Source organism: Pseudomonas sp. HMSC08G10 (assembly GCF_001808425.1).
Lineage (GTDB): Bacteria > Pseudomonadota > Gammaproteobacteria > Pseudomonadales > Pseudomonadaceae > Aquipseudomonas > Aquipseudomonas guariconensis.
On record NZ_KV793335.1, the window covers coordinates 34,665 to 52,633 of the forward strand.

The window sequence follows — 17,969 nt, forward strand, 5'->3', positions numbered from 1 at the left end:
AGTGCAGCCCCAGGTTCTGAAACTCAACGCCGAACCAGCAGTACGCCGCTTTCCATGTGGTGGGTGTAGGGGAACTGGTCGAACAGCGCGCAGCGCTCGATGCGATGAGTGTCCTGCAATTGGGCGATGTTGGCTGCCAGCGTCTCGGGGTTGCACGAGATGTACAGGATCCGCTCGAAGCGGCGAGTCAGCTCGCAGGTGTCCGGGTCCATGCCGGCGCGTGGCGGGTCGACGAACACGGTGCCGAAGTCGTAGCTTTTCAGGTCGATGCCTTCAAGACGACGGAACGGGCGCACCTCGTTCAGTGCCTGGGTCAGCTCTTCGGCCGACAAGCGCACCAGGCGCACATTTTCCACGGCGTTCTCATCCAGGTTGCTCAGCGCGGCATTGACCGAGGTCTTGCTGATTTCGGTGGCCAGCACCTGGCGCACGCGGGTGGCCAGCGGCAGGGTGAAGTTGCCGTTGCCGCAATACAGCTCCAGCAGGTCATCGTCACGCTCGCCGATAGCCTCGTAAGCCCAGCTCAGCATCTTTTGGTTCACCGCGCCGTTGGGTTGGGTGAAAGCGCCTTCTGGCTGGCGATAGCTGAACAGGCGGCCGGCCACGTTGAGTTTTTCCACGGCATAGTCGCGACCGATGACCAGGCGCTTGCCCTTGGAGCGGCCGATGATGCTGACGCCCAGATCCTCGGACAATTGCCGAGCAGCGACTTCCCAGGCGTCATCGAGCGGGCGGTGATAGCACATCGTGATCATGGCGTCGCCGGCCAACGTGGTGAGGAACTCCACTTGGAACAGGCGGTTGCCCAGTTCCTCGCTGGCCTGCCAGGCGGCCTTCAGGCGTGGCATCAATGCGTTGATCCGTTCGCTCGCGATGGGGAAGTCATCGATCAGGATCGCCTTGTGTTTTTCGCCTGGGGCGAACATCGCATAGTGGCGCTGGCCCTCTTCGCGCCACAGGCGAAACTCGGCGCGCAGGCGGTAGTGCTCGCGCGGCGAATCGAAGACGGCGGGCTCCGGCGCGCCGAACGGCGCCAATAGCTCACGCAGCCGGGCGACTTTGCCCTCGAGCTGCGTGGAATAGGCGGAAGGGTCGAAGACAGCACTCATGCGTTGAACCAGCCCAGCTTGATGACGAACAGGATGGAAAGGATCACCAGTGCCGAGTTCAGGTCGCGGTAGCGACCGGAGATCAGCTTGATGGCGGTCCAGGCGATGAAGCCGAAGGCGATGCCGTTGGCGATGGAGTAGGTCAGCGGCATGGCCAGGGCGGTGACCACCACGGGCGCAGCTTCGGTGACGTCGTCCCAGTTTATTTCCGCCAGGCCCGAGGCCATCAGCACCGCGACGAACAGCAGTGCGGGGGCGGTGGCGAAGGCCGGTACGCTACCTGCCAGCGGCGCGAAGAACAGCGCCAGCAGGAACAGGATGGCGACCACGATGGCGGTCAGGCCCGTGCGGCCACCGGCGCTCACGCCGGCTGCGGATTCGATGTAGCTGGTGGTGGTCGAGGTGCCCAGCAGCGAGCCGGCCATGGCGGCGGTGCTGTCGGCGATCAGGGCGCGGCCCATCTTCGGCATGTGGCCGTCCTTGCCCATCAGGCCGGCGCGTTTGGCCACGCCGATCAAGGTGCCGGAGTTGTCGAACAGGTCGACGAACAGGAAGGCGAAGATCACGCTGATCAGGCCGACGTCCAAGGCGCCCTTGATGTCCAGTTGCAGGAACGTCGGGGCCAGCGATGGCGGCATGGACACCACGCCGCCGAAGGGCGTCACGCCCATCAGGATCGAGGCCAGGGTCACTGCCAGGATGCCGATCAGCACCGCGCCGCGGACTTTCATGGCCTCCAGGGCCACGATCAGGAAGAAGCCCAGGGTCGCCAAGATCGGTGCAGGTTGCTTGAGGTCCCCCAGGCCCACCAGGGTGGCCGGGTTGTCCACGACGATGCCGGCGTTGTGCAGGGCGATCAGCGCCAGGAACAGGCCGATACCGGCAGCGATGGCCGAGCGCAGCGGCAGCGGGATGCTGTTCACGATCCATTCGCGGATGCGGAAGATCGACAATAGGAAGAACAGCACTGCCGAGAGGAAGACCGCGCCCAGCGCCACTTGCCAGGTGTGCCCCATGTGCAGGACCACGGTGTAGGTGAAGAACGCGTTCAGGCCCATGCCCGGTGCCAGGGCGATAGGGTAGTTGGCGATCAGGCCCATGGTCACCGAGCCGATGGCTGCGGCAAGGCAGGTGGCGACGAAGATCGCGCCCTTGTCCATGCCGGTCTCGCCGAGGATGCTCGGGTTGACGAACAGGATGTAGGCCATGGCCAGGAAGGTGGTGACGCCCGCGAGAATCTCGGTGCGCACGTTGGTGTTGTGTGCTTTTAGTTGAAACAGCCTGTCCAGCATGCCCGCTCCCCAAGGCGCCCCCGGCGCCGCGATTGAATCGTCCCCAATCAGCAAAGCACAGACCGTCGACGATGCCTGCATTTGTGTGGGGCACAAAAAAGCCGCGCATGATACCAGTATGGGGGGCGAGGGCCTATGGCCGGTGGGAAGGCCGCTGGCCGCGTTGGCCCGTTCGCGGGGGAGTCCGCTCCTACAGAGGGCCTGCAGGGCATCGAAACAGGAGCCGACGCAACCCTTGTGGGAGCGGGCTTACCCGCGAATGAGCCGTATCAGTCACCGTGCAGCCTGTCGCGCTTGGCCAAGGTCGGGAACAGCTTCATCCAGGTGCCGGTCACCACCAGCGTGCCCACGCCACCGAGCACCACAGCAGGCACGGTGCCGAACCAGTGGGCCGTCACGCCGGACTCGAACTCGCCGAGCTGGTTCGAGGCGCCAATGAACAGGCCGTTCACCGCGCTGACCCGGCCGCGCATCTCGTCCGGCGTCTCCAACTGCACGAAGGCGCCACGGATGACCATGCTGATCATGTCCGCCGCACCCAGTACCACCAGCACCGCGAGGGAGAACCAGAACGAGGTCGACAGGCCGAAGGCGATGGTGGCCACGCCGAACACGCCGACGGCAGTGAACATCGTCAGACCCACCTTGCGCTCCACCGGGAAGCGCGCCAGCCACAGTGACATCAGCAGCGCCCCCACCGCCGGCGCCGAGCGCAGCAGGCCCAGGCCCCAGGCGCCGGTGAGCAGGATGTCCTTGGCGAACACCGGCAGCAGGGCCGTGGCACCACCGAGCAGCACGGCGAACAGGTCCAGGGAGATCGCTCCGAAGATGTCCGGGCGGCTACGGATGAAGCGGATCCCGGCCAACAGAGACTCCAGGCTGGCGCGCCCGCGTTGGGCCACTTGCTGGCGGGCATCGAGGCTCAAGGTCAGCAGGCAGGCGATGACGTAGAGCGCCACGGTCGGTCCGTACACCCAGATGCTGCCGAAGGCATAGAGAAAGCCACCCACGGCCGGAGCGACGATGGTCGCCGCCTGGGTTGCCGACGCCGATGCTGCCACGGCCCGCGGGAACAGCCCTGGCGGTACGACATTGGGCAGCAGGGCCTGGGTGGCCGGCATTTCGAAGGAGCGGGTGGCACCGAGCAGGAAGGCCAGCACGAAGATCAGCTCACGGCTGACGTTGTCGGTGGCGCTGCCCACGGCCAGGGCCAAGGCGATCAGCGCCTGCAGGCTTTGGCACAGGGCGGCGACACGGCGCCGGTCATAGCGGTCGGCGACGTGTCCGGTGTGCAGCATGAACAGCACCCGCGGGGCAAATTCCACCAGGCCGACCAAGCCCAAGTCCAGTACATTGCCGGTCAACTGGTAGAGGTGCCAGCCAATGGCCACGGTGAGCATCTGGAAGCCGCTGGCGGTGAATACACGGGCCAGCCAGAACGCCAAAAAGGGGCGATGCTGGCGGAGCAGAAGCGGGGTGGGATCGGACATCGGTGAGCCTTGGCCTCGGTACGTGGAGGCGCTGCAGGGTATCACCTGTTTGTAACAAATGGTTGCTGTTTGCCGGGGCAGACAGCTTTTTCACACCCCTTCAAGACGGTGGGACAACCGGTCACGCGGCAATCAACCGCACGGCTCGCCTGTGTATTCGGGTCTATGCTTCCCAACAATCGTTGATTTGGGTCAATCGTTCCAAATGCAACGATCCGGCCATCGGCCGCAATCCCTGCGATCGAACAGAACAATTCCAAGACAGCGCACTCGATAACCGTGGGGGCAGTGGGCGTCAGGGCCACGAGCCCGGACGCCGGATTACCTGAAGAGGAAGCACTATGTTCGGTTTAGAGGCCTTGGAGCTCGCCCGAATCCAGTTTGCGTTTACCGTGTCCTTTCACATCCTGTTCCCGGCCATCACCATTGGCCTGGCGAGCTACCTGGCGGTTCTGGAGGGCCTCTGGCTCAGGACCGGCAACAACACCTACCGCGACCTTTACCACTTCTGGTCCAAGATCTTTGCCGTCAACTTCGGCATGGGCGTGGTCTCAGGCCTGGTCATGGCGTATCAGTTCGGCACCAACTGGAGCCGCTTCTCCGACTTCGCCGGCGCCATCACCGGCCCTCTGCTGACCTACGAAGTGCTCACTGCCTTCTTCCTCGAGGCGGGCTTCTTGGGTGTCATGCTGTTTGGCTGGAACCGTGTCGGCCGTGGCCTGCACTTTTTCTCCACGGTCATGGTGGCGCTCGGGACCCTGGTCTCGACCTTCTGGATCCTGGCGTCCAACAGCTGGATGCAGACGCCCCAGGGCCACGAGATCATCGATGGCCGGGTGGTCCCGGTGGACTGGCTGGCGGTGATCTTCAACCCCTCCTTCCCCTTCCGCCTGATGCACATGGCCACTGCCGCGTTCGTCTCCACGGCCTTCTTCGTCGGTGCCTCGGCTGCCTGGCACCTGCTGCGCGGGCGTGACAATCCGGCTGTACGCAAGATGCTGTCGATGGCCATGTGGATGGCGCTGATCGTTGCGCCGATCCAGGCGGTGATCGGTGACTTCCATGGCTTGAACACCCTCAAGCATCAGCCGGTGAAGATCGCCGCCATTGAGGGTCACTGGGAGAACAAGCCTGGCGAGCCGACACCGTTGATCCTGTTCGGCATCCCGGACATGAAGGCCGAGACCACCCACTTCAAGATCGAGATCCCGGCACTGGGCAGCCTGATCCTCACCCATAGCCTGGACAAGCAGGTCCCGGCGATGAAGGAGTTCCCGCCCGAAGACCGCCCCAATTCGACCATCGTGTTCTGGTCGTTCCGGATCATGGTCGGCCTGGGCCTTCTGATGATCGCCGTCGGTTTCTGGAGCCTGTGGCTGCGCAAGCGCGGCACGCTGTACAGCTCGCGTCCCTTCCTGCACATGGTGTTGTGGATGGGGCCGTCGGGTCTGATCGCCTTGCTGGCGGGCTGGTTCACCACTGAAATCGGCCGCCAACCCTGGGTGGTCTACGGCCTGATGCGCACCGCCGATGGGGTTTCCAACCACAGCTACGGCCAGTTGGGCCTGACGCTGGTGATCTTCGTGGTGGTCTACTTCGCGCTGTTCGGCACCGGCCTGGGCTACATGATGCGTCTGGTGCGCAAAGGGCCGAAGACTGGCGAGGGTGACGAGCACAATCCTGGCGGGCCTGGCCAGCAACGTACGCCGGCGCGGCCGCTGTCCGCCGCCGATGAGGGCCATCCGGCCGATTCCGCCAGTCTGAGCAAGGGGAACTGAGCCATGGGTATCGACCTTCCGTTGATCTGGGCCGTGATCATCATCTTCGGCGTGATGATGTATGTAGTGATGGACGGCTTCGACCTGGGGATCGGCATGCTCTTCCCCTTCGTCAAGGCAGAGCGTGACCGGGATGTGATGATGAACACCGTTGCCCCCGTGTGGGACGGTAACGAGACCTGGCTGGTGCTGGGCGGGGCGGGGCTGTTCGGTGCCTTCCCAATGGCCTACTCGGTGGTGCTCGAAGCGCTGTACCTGCCGTTGATCCTGATGCTGGTTGGGTTGATCTTCCGGGGCGTGGCGTTCGAGTTCCGCTTCAAGGCCACGGCGCACAAGCGTCATCTTTGGGACAAGGCGTTCATCTGGGGCTCGCTGGTGGCGACCTTCTTCCAGGGCGTGGCCCTGGGCGCTTTCATCGAAGGCTTCAAGGTGGTCGATCGTCACTATGCGGGCGGAGCCTTCGACTGGTTGACCCCATTCAGTCTGTTCTCCGGGCTGGGGCTGATCGTCGCCTATAGCTTGCTCGGCTGCACCTGGCTGATCATGAAGACCGAAGGACCGTTGCAAGAGCAGATGCACACCCTGGGCAAGCCCCTGGCGCTGGTGTTGCTGGCGGTGATCGGCATCGTCAGCCTGTGGACACCGCTGGCTTACCCGCAGATCGCCGACCGCTGGTTCAGCATGCCCAACCTGATTTGGTTCATGCCGGTGCCGATCCTGGTGTTGGTGACCTTCTACGGCCTGTTGCGGGCGGTGGCGCGCAATGCGCATTACACCCCGTTCTTGCTGACCTTGGTGCTGATCTTCCTGGGTTACAGCGGCCTTGGCATCAGCTTGTGGCCGAACATCATCCCACCGTCGATTTCCATCTGGGATGCCGCGGCACCACCGCAAAGCCAGGGCTTCATGCTGGTGGGGACGCTGTTCATCCTGCCATTCATCCTGGGCTACACCTTCTGGAGCTACTACGTGTTCCGCGGCAAGGTGACCCATGACCAGGGCTATCACTAGGAGGTCGGGCAATGATGGCTGAACAGAAGAAGCCCTTGTGGCAACGCCTGGGCTGGCTGCTGCTGATCTGGGCGGGCAGCGTGGCCGCCCTCGGTGTGGTGGCCTGGCTGATGCGGATGTTCATGAGTGCGGCTGGATTGAGTACCCACTGAACCCTGGGGCCGCAAGGCGGCCCCAATCAGGTTACTTGCGTGCTTTGAGGATCACGAACTTGGGGGTCGCCGCCACTTGCTCCACCCCTCTGAACAACCGCCCCAGCTTGCTGTGATAGCCCAGGTGGCGGTTGCCGACGATGTACAGCGCCCCTCCTACCACCAACGCTTCACGGGCCTGCTGGAACATGCGCCAGGCTAGAAAGTCCCCGATCACCTGTTGCTGATGGAACGGCGGGTTGCACAGCACCACGTCCAGCGACTGTTTCTCCTGCCCCGCCAGACCGTCGGCGGCGCGGATTTCCGCGTCCCGCCCACCCAGCGCCGCCTGCCAATTCTCACGGGCAGACTGCACAGCCATGTACGACTCGTCCACCAGCGTGTAATGCGCCTCGGGATTGGCCAGGGCACTGGCGATGGCCAGCACGCCATTGCCGCAGCCAAGGTCCGCGACCCGCGCCTGCCCCAGGTTGCGCGGCAGGTGTGGAAGGAAGGCGCGCGTGCCGATGTCTAGCCCTTCGCGGCAGAACACATTGGCGTGGTTGATCAGCTCCAGGGCCGGCGCATCCAGGCTATAACGGGTGGGATAGGGTGAGCGGGCGAGCGGGCGTTCGGCAACGGTGGCGGTCAGCAGCCGGGCTTTTTTCTGGGCCAGCGATGCCTGGACCGGGCCAATGTACTTTTCCATCAGGTCACCTGCCGCTCGCGGCAGGTGCTTGATCATGGCGCCCGCGATCACCTCCGCGCCGGGGGCCAGGTGGCCTTGTAGGCGGATCAGTTGCTCTTCGAGCAGGGCCAGGGTCTTGGGTACCCGCACCAGGACCCGGTCGAACATGCCTTGCCAGGCCTCGCTGGCGGGAACGAAGGGCACGCTGTCGAACGGCTTGCCGTTGCGCACCAGGTTCTTCTCCAGCGCCAGGCGGCCCAGGTGGGAATCGCCGCTGCTGACTACCGGCAAATGGCCTGCCAGGCTGGCGGCCAGCGCGCCAAAGCTGTCGTTGAGCACCAGTACCCGGCAATCGGCGGCAGGCGCCTGGCTGGCCAGGTGCTCCAGCAGGTACTGGTCGGCGGCGTCGAAGGCCTGCAAGGGGTCGTTGGCCTGCTCAGGCTGGCGGATGAGGTCGAGTTCGGCGAAAGGGCTGGTCAGCAGGGGCATGGCGTAGGGCTCGGGTACCAATCTGCTCGACGCAGGCCACGTCGAGCTTCAAAGGCGCGATTCTACAGGGCTTTGTCGTCCGCTTGTACGATGGAGGCCCTACAAACCATCGGTGTTCATACCTGGCGCTTTGCGCGACACTGGGCGCACCTGCTCGATGGAGTCCGTCATGACCGCCAGCGCCGACAAGTTCACCCGCCAGACCCTGCTTGACGTTCAGCCGCTTACCCCCAGCCTGTTCACGCTGAGGGTCACTCGCGATCCTGGATTTCGCTTCCGCTCCGGGCAGTTCGCCCGACTGGGCGTGACCAAAGCCGACGGCAGCGTGGTGTGGCGGGCGTACTCGATGGTCAGCGCACCTCATGACGAGCATCTGGACTTTTTCTCCATCGTCGTGCCAGGAGGAGAGTTCACCAGCGAGTTGAGCCGTCTGGGGGAGGGCGACACCTTGTTGATCGACCGCCAGGCCTTCGGTTACCTGACCCTCGACCGCTTCGTTGGCGGTCGCGACCTGTGGCTGCTGGCGACCGGCACTGGTATCGCGCCGTTCATGTCGATCCTGCAAGACTTCGAGGCCTGGGAGCGTTTCGAGCACATCAAGCTGGTGTACTCGGTGCGTGAAGCGAAGGAGCTGGCCTACCTGGATCTGATCGCAGGCCTCGAGCAACGGGAGTATCTTGCCGAGTTCGCGGGCAAGTTGCAGTTCATCCCCGTGGTCACTCGTGAGACGTATCCCGGGGCGCTGAATGCGCGGATCACCACGCTGATCGAAAACGGTGAGCTGGAAAGGGCGGCGGGCTTGGCGCTGTCGCCGGAGCATTCGCGGATCATGCTGTGCGGCAACCCGCAGATGATCGATGACACGCGCAAGGTCCTGAAAGCGCGGGACCTGCAGTTGAGCCTGAGCAAGCGGCCGGGGCAGGTGGCCGTGGAGAATTACTGGTAGTTGGAAGCGTCAAGCTGCAAGGTTCAAGCTGCAAGTGGGTGTGGAATCCACCCTGTTCGCTTGCAGCTTGCAGCTTGCAGCTTACTGCCGGTTCTGCGCCTTGAGCAGGTCGCGGATCTCGGTCAGCAGGGTTTCCTCGGCGCTCGGCACGGGCGGTGCGCTCGGCGCCGCGGCTTCTTCGCGCTTGAGGCGGTTGATCACCTTGACGCCCATGAAGATGGCGAAGGCAACGATCAGGAAGTCGATCACCGTCTGGATGAACTTGCCATACGCCAGCACTACCGCCGGCACGTCACCTTCGGCCGCCTTGAGGGTGACGGCCAGGTCGCTGAAGTCCACGCCGCCAATCAACAGACCCAGCGGTGGCATGACCACGTCGCCGACGAAGGACGATACGATCTTGCCAAAGGCCGCTCCGATGATGATACCGACTGCCATGTCGACGACATTTCCCTTGACCGCGAAGGCCTTGAATTCACTGAGCATGCCCATGGTTTATTCCTTGTAACAAATGGAGAGGTAATCGCAGTGTAAGCCAGCAATGCGCTTCATGCGTTGCATCGCGATTACAGACTTCGCTTAGAGCGAATAGTTTTGTCGCCTCCCGGCGCATTCGAGACACGTCCGGCTCGGCTATCATGGCGATTTTTTCCAGGAGACTGAGCCCATGGCCAAGGCCAAGCGCTTGTATGGCTGCACCGAGTGCGGCGCAACCTTTCCCAAATGGGCTGGCCAATGCGGCGAATGCGGGGCCTGGAACACACTGGTCGAGACCATGATCGAAAGCGGTGGCGCCGCGGCCCCGGCCGGGCGTACCGGCTGGGCCGGGCAGCAGGCGCAGATCAAGACCCTGGCCGAAGTCAGCGTCGAGGAGATCCCACGCTTCACCACCAGCAGCACCGAGCTTGACCGAGTGCTGGGCGGGGGGCTGGTGGATGGCTCGGTGGTACTCATCGGCGGCGATCCGGGCATCGGCAAGTCGACCATCCTTCTGCAGACCCTGTGCAACATCGCCACTCGCATGCCGGCCCTGTACGTCACCGGGGAGGAATCCCAGCAGCAGGTAGCCATGCGTTCGCGTCGCCTGGGGTTGCCCCAGGAGCAGCTCAAGGTGATGACCGAGACTTGTATCGAGACGATCATCGCCACCGCACGGGTGGAAAAACCCCGGGTCATGGTCATCGACTCGATCCAGACCATCTTCACTGAACAGTTGCAGTCAGCTCCCGGCGGCGTAGCCCAGGTGCGCGAAAGCACGGCCTTGCTGGTGCGCTATGCCAAGCAAAGCGGTACGGCAATCTTCCTGGTGGGCCATGTCACCAAGGAAGGCTCGCTCGCTGGCCCGCGGGTGCTGGAGCACATGGTCGATACCGTGCTGTATTTCGAGGGCGAGTCCGACGGCCGCCTGCGTCTGCTGCGGGCGGTGAAGAACCGCTTCGGCGCGGTCAACGAACTGGGCGTGTTCGGCATGACCGACCGTGGGCTCAAGGAGGTCTCCAACCCGTCGGCGATCTTCCTCAACCGCACCCAGGAGGAAGTTCCGGGCAGCGTGGTGATGGCGACCTGGGAGGGCACCCGGCCGATGCTGGTGGAAGTCCAGGCGCTGGTGGATGACAGCCACCTGGCCAACCCACGGCGGGTCACCCTGGGCCTGGACCAGAACCGCCTGGCCATGTTGCTGGCGGTCCTGCATCGACACGGCGGCATTCCCACCCATGACCAGGACGTGTTCCTCAACGTAGTGGGTGGGGTGAAGGTGCTGGAGACGGCTTCTGACCTGGCGTTGCTCGCGGCAGTGATGTCCAGCCTGCGCAACCGCCCGCTGGCCCATGGGCTGCTGGTGTTCGGCGAGATCGGCCTGTCTGGCGAAGTGCGTCCGGTACCCAGCGGCCAGGAGCGCCTCAAGGAAGCGGCCAAGCATGGCTTCAAGCGCGCCATCGTGCCCAAGGGCAATGCGCCAAAGGAGGCGCCGGCGGGCTTGCAGGTCATTGCCGTGACGCGCCTGGAGCAGGCGCTGGATGCGCTGTTCGAGTGACATCGCGGCGGCCCTTTCGCGGGTTTACCCGCGAAGAGCACACCGCGCCATCGGGTTTGTCTAGAACAAAGAAAAAGGGGAGCCGACGATGCGCATCGGCTCCCCTCGACCACCTCTGCGGGCGATCAGTGCTCGGCTAACGCTTTGCGCCGGGGCGCCTCGTTGCCATGCTCATCGAGCTCCATCACAGGCACTTCGTTGCCGTCGGCGTCGAACAGCTTGCCGTCTTTAAAGTAGTCGCCATCACGCAGGCAGGAGATGTCCGAGTATTGGATGGTGCGCTCGTAGGCGGCGGCGAATACCGACTGCTGGTCCGAGTTGCCGGTCTTGAGGTGGTTGAACAGCAGGTTCAGCAAGATCGCCATGATCGCTGCCGAGCTGATGCCGGAGTGGAAGATGGTTTCGAACCAGCTCGGGAAGTTGTGGTAGAAGGTCGGCGCAGCGATCGGGATCATGCCGAAGCCCAGGGAGGCAGCGACGATGATCAGGTTGACGTTGTTCTTGTAGCTGACTGTCGACAGGGTGCGGATGCCGCTGGCTGCCACGGTGCCGAACAATACGATGCCGGCGCCGCCCAGGACTGGGGTCGGTACCGCAGCGATGATGCGGCCCATGATTGGCAGCAGGCCCAATATCACCAGGATGACGCCACCGGTAGCCACCACATAGCGGCTCTTGACCCCGGTCACGGCCACCAGGCCGACGTTCTGGGCGAAGGCGCTCTGGGTGAAGGAGCCGAAGATCGGCGCCAGGATGCTCGAGGCCATGTCGGCGCGCAGGCCGTTGCCCAGACGCTTGGAGTCGACCTTGGTGTCGATGATCTCACCCACGGCAAGGATGTCTGCCGAGGTTTCCACCAGGGTCACCATGATCACGATGCACATCGACAGGATCGCGGCGATGTGGAAGGTCGGCATGCCGAAGTGGAACGGGGTGGGGAAGGCGAAGATCGGACCTTCGGTGACTTTGCTGAAGTCGGTCATGCCCAGCGACCAGGCGATCAGAGTGCCGATGACCATGGCCAGCAGGATCGACAGGCGCGAGATGGTCGCGCTGCCCAGCTTGCTCAGCACCAGGACGATGGCGAAGGTCAGTGCTGCCAAGCCGATGTTGGCCACGCTGCCGAACTCCGGCGAGGCACTGTTGCCGCCCATGACCCAGCGTGCGGCGACGGGCATTAGGGTCAGGCCGATGGTGGTGATGACGATGCCGGTCACCAGCGGAGGGAAGAACTTGGTAATGCGCGAGAACACCGGCGTGATCAAGAAGCCGATGAACGACGCCGCCATGACCGCACCGAGTACACCTGGAAGACCGCCGCCGTCCTGGCTGCTGAGAATGGCGCCCATGGTTGCCACGCCGGCGAACGAAACCCCTTGCACCAGCGGTAGCTGACAGCCGAAGAACGGCAGGCCCAGGGTCTGCAGCAAGGTCGCCAGACCGCCTGCGAACAACGATGCGGCGATCAGGATACCGATTTCCGCAGGTGCCAGGCCTGCGGCCTGGCCGAGGATCAGGGGTACGGCAACGATGCCCCCATACATGGTCAATACGTGTTGCAGACCATAAGCCAAGTTGGCACCAAGCCCGAGATTTTCGTCTTCGGGACGTTTGGTGGGAGACGTGCTAGGGGACGTAGTCATGGAGCAGGCTCACTTGTTTATTGTTGTGCCGCTACTGTAGACAATTCCTACAAACAAATACCATATGAATTGTATACAAGATTTTGATCGGAGCACGGACGCAGGTAACCGCCACGTGCGCTACAAGTGAATGCAGGTTGTGTTCCAAAGTGTCAGAGGCGGTGCTAGAGGGGTGTGTACATCCTGTCCACCAGCCGACAGAAAGCTGTCTGGGTAGACAGGAAACACATTGAGGCTAGAACGTTAGCAGGCTAAGAGATATCAATATTCGATGAGTTCGCGCAGCTCGCGCATCATTTCGGTGCCGTCGGCCACGTTCAGCTCCACAAGACGGTGCAAATGCGTCATCGAGTCGATATCGATATACAGGCAGACGAAGCCCAGGCGGGTGGGTTCTTCGTGGCGCAATTCGACCTGCATGCTCACGTGATTTTTCGGGTCGAGGTGGATGATGGCGTCGAAATCCTGGGTCAGGTCCGCATCCCAGGGTTCTGGCCTTTCGATCAACAGGCCCTTCAGCGAGAGATCGAGCAGCTTTACCGGCCAGCGTTTGAGGCCCTGGCGCAGTTCGGTGGGGGCGTCGAAATCTATGCGCAGGAAACGGCGGCGTTCGTCGTGTTCGCTCATGGGGCAGGCCCTCCGGGGGGTACTTCCTGACTATAGTTGATTGTGTATGTCCTACCGGTACCTGAATCGGGCCGCAAAGGCTCTAGACCAAAGCAAGTGTGGCAATGCGCGATGACACGCCCTAGACTCGATGGGCGGTCTTTTTCCAATCCACCAGCTGGAAGTAAACCATGAACAACAATAATAGCCTGCTACGCCACATTCCGTGGCTGGCGCTGGCAGTCATAGGAGCCTGCGCGCTGGGTGTGGTCGCCCTGCGTCGCGGCGAGGCGATCAACGCCTTGTGGATCGTGGTCGCGGCAGTGGCCATCTACCTGGTCGCCTATCGCTACTACAGCCTGTTCATCGCCACCAAGGTGATGCAACTCGATCCCCGTCGGGCCACACCGGCGGTGCTCAACAACGATGGCCTGGACTACGTCCCGACCAACAAACACATTCTCTTCGGTCACCACTTCGCGGCCATTGCCGGCGCAGGCCCCTTGGTCGGTCCGGTGCTTGCCGCGCAGATGGGCTACCTGCCCGGCACGCTCTGGCTGATTGCAGGCGTCGTGCTGGCAGGTGCGGTCCAGGACTTCATGATCCTGTTCCTGTCCACTCGCCGTAACGGCCGTTCCCTTGGGGACATGGTCCGTGAGGAAATGGGCCGCATCCCCGGCACCATCGCCCTGTTCGGCTGCTTCCTGATCATGATCATCATCCTCGCGGTGCTGGCGCTGATCGTGGTCAAGGCCCTGGCCGAGAGCCCATGGGGCATGTTCACGGTGATGGCGACCATCCCGATCGCGATGTTCATGGGCGTGTACATGCGCTACATCCGTCCGGGACGCATCGGCGAGATCTCGATCATCGGCGTGGTACTGCTCTTGCTGTCGATCTGGCTGGGGGGCCAGGTGGCGGCCGATCCGGTCTGGGGCCCGGCGTTCACCTTCACCGGCGTGCAGATCACCTGGATGCTGGTCGGTTATGGCTTCGTAGCTGCCGTGCTGCCGGTATGGCTGGTGCTGGCGCCGCGTGACTATCTGTCGACTTTCCTCAAGATCGGCACCATCGTGGGCTTGGCCATCGGTATCCTGATCATCGCGCCGGAACTGAAGATGCCGGCCCTGACCCAGTTCACCGACGGTACCGGCCCTGTCTGGAAGGGCACCCTGTTCCCGTTCCTGTTCATCACCATTGCCTGTGGCGCGGTGTCCGGCTTCCATGCGCTGATCTCTTCGGGAACTACGCCCAAGCTGCTGGACAACGAAGTCAACGCTCGGTACATCGGCTACGGCGGCATGCTGATGGAGTCGTTCGTCGCCATCATGGCCATGGTCGCCGCCTCGGTGATCGAGCCGGGTGTGTACTTCGCCATGAACAGTCCGGCTGCGGTAGTCGGTGCCGACGTTGCGTCGGTCGCCCAGACCGTCAGCAGTTGGGGCTTCCTGATCACTCCCGAGCAGCTCGAGGCCACCGCCCGTGACATCGGCGAGCACACTGTCCTGGCCCGTGCCGGTGGTGCGCCGACCCTGGCGGTGGGGATCGCCCAGATCCTGCACCAAGTGTTGCCGGGCGATAACACCATGGCGTTCTGGTACCACTTCGCGATCCTGTTCGAGGCGCTGTTCATCCTCACCGCGGTGGACGCCGGTACCCGTGCCGGTCGCTTCATGCTGCAGGACCTGCTGGGCAGCTTCGTTCCGGCCCTCAAGCGTACCGACTCGTGGGGTGCCAACCTGGTGGGTACCGCAGGCTGCGTGGCCTTGTGGGGCTATCTGCTGTACCAAGGGGTGATCGATCCGCTCGGTGGTATCAACACCTTGTGGCCGCTGTTCGGCATCTCCAACCAGATGCTGGCCGGTATCGCCCTGATGCTTGGCACCGTGGTGCTGATCAAGATGAAGCGCCAGCAGTACGTCTGGGTCACCCTGCTGCCGGCGGCCTGGCTGCTGATTTGCACCACCGCCGCGGGCCTGATCAAGCTGTTCGATCCGAACCCGGCAGTGGGCTTCCTGGCCCTGGCCAACAAGTACAGCGTCGCGCTGGACGCAGGCCAGGTGCTGGCGCCGGCCAAGGACATTGGCCAGATGCAGCACGTGATCTACAACGCCTATACCAACGCGGGCCTGACCGTGTTGTTCCTGGTGGTGGTGTTCAGCGTGCTGATCTTCGCGATCAAGGTCGGCATCGCCGCCCTGGGCCGCAAGGAGCGCAGCGACAAGGAAACTCCGTTCCAGGCCTTGCCTGACGCGTAACCGAAGAGGAATGCAGTGATGTTCAACGACCTGGGGCGACTGGGTAAGTACCTGGGCCAGGCAGCCCGCCTGATGGTCGGCATGCCTGACTACGACAACTATGTCGAGCACATGCAGACCAAGCACCCGGACAAGCCGGTGATGAGCTACGAGGCGTTCTTCCGTGAGCGTCAGGAGGCCCGTTACGGTGGCAAGTCCGGCCCCAAGTGCTGTTGACGCAACCCTTGGGAGGTCGGCTCCGGCCTCTCATTGAACATCACGCCCCTCATTGAGTAGCAGAACCTGTGGGAGCGGGTTTACCCGCGAAAACGTCGGTGAGTTCACTGGCGCATTCGCAGGCAAGCCCGCTCCCACAGGTTTATTGCTTGCGGCCTCGCGCAATTCTTATCAGCTTCAGGAGACGACTGCGTGCAAACGCCTATTCCCGTGACGGTGCTGACCGGCTTTCTCGGTGCCGGCAAGACCACTCTGCTCAAGCACATGCTCAAGGCCGAGCATGGCCTGAAGATCGCCGTGATCGAAAACGAGTTCAGTGAAGCAGGCATCGACAGCCAGCTGCTCGGTGACGAGCCGGTACAGGTCATGACCCTGGCCAACGGCTGCGTGTGCTGCACCATCCACACCGACCTGACCAAGGCCCTGTACTTGCTGCTTGAGCGCCTGGATGCCGGCGAGATCGCTTTCGACCGCCTGGTGATCGAATGCACGGGCCTGGCTGACCCGGCTCCGGTGGCGCAGACCTTCTTCATCGACGAAGACCTGCGCGAGCGCTACCTGCTGGACGGCATCATCACCCTGGTTGATGCCGCGCACGCCGAGGTGCACCTCACCCAGGCCATCGCGCAGGCCCAGGTCGGTTTCGCCGACCGCCTGCTGCTGAGCAAGACCGACCTGGTCGAGCCTGAAGGTGTGAAGGCCTTGGAGCAGCGCCTGTCCCGCATCAACGGTCGTGCCGCGATCCGCGTGGTCGAGCATGGCCGCATCGATTTGGCCGAGTTGCTGGATGTGCGCGGCTTCAACCTCAATACCGACTTGGGCGCCAACCTCAAGCCCGCGTTGCGACCGGTGCTCAAGCCCGCTACCCCGGATCGTATCTCGACCCTCGTGCTGCGTACCGACACCCCGCTGGACATCGACCGCCTCAGCGACTTCATGAACGAGCTGCTGGAAAGCCATGGCAAGCAATTGCTGCGTTACAAAGGCGTGCTGAACATCGCCGGTGAGGACCGCCGCTTGGTGTTCCAGGGGGTACTGAAGCTGTATGGCTTCGACTGGGACGCCGAGTGGGCCGAGGGCGAGAAGCGGGAAAGCGTGATGGTGTTCATTGCCGATGAGCTGCCGGAAGAGAAGATCCGGGCAGGGTTCGAGGCGTTGAGCCAAGGCTAGCAACTGAGCCCGCAACTGATCGCTGGGCAAGCCGAAAGCATCGCCCGTCTTACGCACAATGAAAAAGCCCGGCACAAGGCCGGGCTTTTTTACATCAGGCGATTGCCGATCAGTTGCCGTACACCGGCAGCTTCTTGCAGATGGCCTTGACCTTCTCGCGAACGGCGTCGATCACCGCTTCGTTGTTCAGGTCGGCGAGGATGTCGCAGATCCAGCCGGCCAGCTCGCGGCACTCGGCTTCCTTGAAGCCACGGGTGGTGACGGCTGGGGTGCCGAAACGCAGGCCCGAGGTGACGAACGGGGAGCGTGGATCGTTCGGGACCGAGTTCTTGTTGACGGTGATGAAGGCCTTGCCCAGGGCGGCGTCGGCGTCCTTACCGGAGATGTCCTGCTTGATCAGCGACAGCAGGAACAGGTGGTTCTGGGTGCCGCCGGAAACGACGTCGAAGCCACGTTCGATGAACACGCTGGCCATGGCCTGGGCGTTCTTCACGACCTGCTGCTGGTAAGCCTTGAACTCAGGCTGCAGTGCTTCCTTGAAGCAGATCGCCTTGGCGGCGATGACGTGCTCCAGCGGGCCGCCCTGGGCGCCTGGGAAGACGGCCGAGTTGAGCTTCTTCTCGATTTCTTCGTTCTTGCGCGCGAGGATCAGGCCGCCGCGTGGACCGCGCAGGGTCTTGTGGGTGGTGGTGGTGACCACGTCGGCGAACGGAACAGGGTTTGGGTAGACGCCAGCGGCGACCAGGCCGGCAACGTGGGCCATGTCGACGAACAGGTAGGCACCGACCTTGTCGGCGATGGCGCGGAAGCGGGCGAAGTCCAGGACCTGCGAGTAGGCCGAGAAGCCCGCGACGATCATCTTCGGCTTGTGCTCGACTGCCAGGCGCTCGACTTCGTCGTAGTCGATCAGGCCGTTGCTGTCGATGCCGTACTGGATGGCGTTGTACAGCTTGCCGGAGGAGCTCACGGCGGCGCCGTGGGTCAGGTGGCCACCGTGGGCCAGGCTCATGCCCAGGATGGTGTCACCGGCCGACAGCAGGGCCAGGTAGACGGCGGCGTTGGCCTGGGAGCCGGCGTGCGGCTGGACGTTGGCGTAGTCGGCGCCGA

The 17,969-nt window shown here is 63.2% G+C and carries 16 protein-coding genes; 8 read left to right on the plus strand and 8 right to left on the minus strand.

All coding sequences use genetic code 11. From position 1 onward, the window contains the following. Positions 1 to 23: 23 nt before the first annotated feature. From trmA to HMPREF3173_RS22220, 3 genes are all read right to left on the minus strand, one after another. On the minus strand, positions 24 to 1,109 hold the full coding sequence (gene trmA / locus HMPREF3173_RS22210) for a tRNA (uridine(54)-C5)-methyltransferase TrmA (RefSeq protein WP_070576808.1): 1,086 nt from the start codon (positions 1,107 to 1,109) through the stop codon (positions 24 to 26). Continuing rightward, positions 1,106 to 2,401, minus strand: a complete 1,296-nt coding sequence (locus HMPREF3173_RS22215) for an NCS2 family permease (protein ID WP_043208412.1) — start codon at positions 2,399 to 2,401, stop codon at positions 1,106 to 1,108. The genes trmA and HMPREF3173_RS22215 overlap by 4 nt, the downstream gene beginning before the upstream one ends. Before the next feature lie 269 nt (positions 2,402 to 2,670). After that, complete coding sequence (locus HMPREF3173_RS22220; protein WP_070576812.1) at positions 2,671 to 3,891, minus strand: MFS transporter; 1,221 nt, start codon at positions 3,889 to 3,891, stop codon at positions 2,671 to 2,673. Between the two features lie 341 nt (positions 3,892 to 4,232). Here HMPREF3173_RS22220 and HMPREF3173_RS22225 point away from each other — a divergent pair, with 341 nt between their 5' ends. The 3 genes from HMPREF3173_RS22225 to HMPREF3173_RS22235 are packed head-to-tail and all read left to right on the plus strand — an operon-like array spanning position 4,233 to position 6,832. Continuing rightward, entirely contained in the window at positions 4,233 to 5,669 is a 1,437-nt protein-coding gene (locus HMPREF3173_RS22225; RefSeq protein ID WP_070576815.1) for a cytochrome ubiquinol oxidase subunit I, read from the plus strand. A gap of 3 nt (positions 5,670 to 5,672) precedes the next feature. Continuing rightward, positions 5,673 to 6,680, plus strand: coding sequence for a cytochrome d ubiquinol oxidase subunit II (gene cydB, locus HMPREF3173_RS22230; RefSeq protein ID WP_043208417.1), 1,008 nt, complete (start codon positions 5,673 to 5,675; stop codon positions 6,678 to 6,680). A gap of 11 nt (positions 6,681 to 6,691) precedes the next feature. Next, positions 6,692 to 6,832, plus strand: coding sequence for a DUF2474 domain-containing protein (locus tag HMPREF3173_RS22235; protein WP_070576820.1), 141 nt, complete (start codon positions 6,692 to 6,694; stop codon positions 6,830 to 6,832). Positions 6,833 to 6,863: 31 nt separating this feature from the next. Here the strand turns inward: HMPREF3173_RS22235 and HMPREF3173_RS22240 are convergent, their stop codons facing one another. Continuing rightward, a complete protein-coding gene (locus tag HMPREF3173_RS22240; protein ID WP_070576823.1) occupies positions 6,864 to 7,988 on the minus strand; it encodes a methyltransferase in 1,125 nt (374 codons plus the stop codon). A 169-nt stretch (positions 7,989 to 8,157) separates the two neighbouring features. On the opposite strand from HMPREF3173_RS22240, the gene HMPREF3173_RS22245 reads away from it, so the two are divergent. Beyond that, complete coding sequence (locus tag HMPREF3173_RS22245) at positions 8,158 to 8,934, plus strand: ferredoxin--NADP reductase (protein ID WP_070576825.1); 777 nt, start codon at positions 8,158 to 8,160, stop codon at positions 8,932 to 8,934. Between the two features lie 81 nt (positions 8,935 to 9,015). On the opposite strand, the gene mscL is transcribed toward HMPREF3173_RS22245, so the two are convergent. Further along, positions 9,016 to 9,426 (minus strand): large-conductance mechanosensitive channel protein MscL, encoded by a 411-nt coding sequence (gene mscL / locus HMPREF3173_RS22250; protein ID WP_070576828.1) that lies wholly within the window; start codon positions 9,424 to 9,426, stop codon positions 9,016 to 9,018. A 175-nt stretch (positions 9,427 to 9,601) separates the two neighbouring features. Here mscL and radA point away from each other — a divergent pair, with 175 nt between their 5' ends. Continuing rightward, entirely contained in the window at positions 9,602 to 10,969 is a 1,368-nt protein-coding gene (gene radA, locus HMPREF3173_RS22255) for a DNA repair protein RadA (protein WP_043208425.1), read from the plus strand. Between the two features lie 125 nt (positions 10,970 to 11,094). Here the strand turns inward: radA and HMPREF3173_RS22260 are convergent, their stop codons facing one another. Continuing rightward, positions 11,095 to 12,612 (minus strand): nucleobase:cation symporter-2 family protein, encoded by a 1,518-nt coding sequence (locus HMPREF3173_RS22260; RefSeq protein WP_043208427.1) that lies wholly within the window; start codon positions 12,610 to 12,612, stop codon positions 11,095 to 11,097. Positions 12,613 to 12,873: 261 nt separating this feature from the next. Next, the gene (locus HMPREF3173_RS22265) at positions 12,874 to 13,239 is read right to left on the minus strand and encodes a PilZ domain-containing protein (protein ID WP_043208430.1); all 366 of its coding nucleotides are present in this window, start codon (positions 13,237 to 13,239) and stop codon (positions 12,874 to 12,876) included. Between the two features lie 170 nt (positions 13,240 to 13,409). On the opposite strand from HMPREF3173_RS22265, the gene HMPREF3173_RS22270 reads away from it, so the two are divergent. From HMPREF3173_RS22270 to yjiA, 3 genes are all read left to right on the plus strand, one after another. After that, positions 13,410 to 15,476, plus strand: a complete 2,067-nt coding sequence (locus tag HMPREF3173_RS22270; RefSeq protein WP_043208433.1) for a carbon starvation CstA family protein — start codon at positions 13,410 to 13,412, stop codon at positions 15,474 to 15,476. A gap of 18 nt (positions 15,477 to 15,494) precedes the next feature. Continuing rightward, complete coding sequence (locus tag HMPREF3173_RS22275) at positions 15,495 to 15,692, plus strand: YbdD/YjiX family protein (RefSeq protein WP_008094130.1); 198 nt, start codon at positions 15,495 to 15,497, stop codon at positions 15,690 to 15,692. Positions 15,693 to 15,884: 192 nt separating this feature from the next. Beyond that, the gene (yjiA, locus tag HMPREF3173_RS22280; protein WP_070576831.1) at positions 15,885 to 16,862 is read left to right on the plus strand and encodes a GTPase; all 978 of its coding nucleotides are present in this window, start codon (positions 15,885 to 15,887) and stop codon (positions 16,860 to 16,862) included. A 109-nt stretch (positions 16,863 to 16,971) separates the two neighbouring features. Here yjiA and glyA read toward each other — a convergent pair. Beyond that, positions 16,972 to 17,969: serine hydroxymethyltransferase (gene glyA / locus HMPREF3173_RS22285; RefSeq protein WP_256544543.1), on the minus strand; the 998-nt coding region annotated here is incomplete at its 5' end.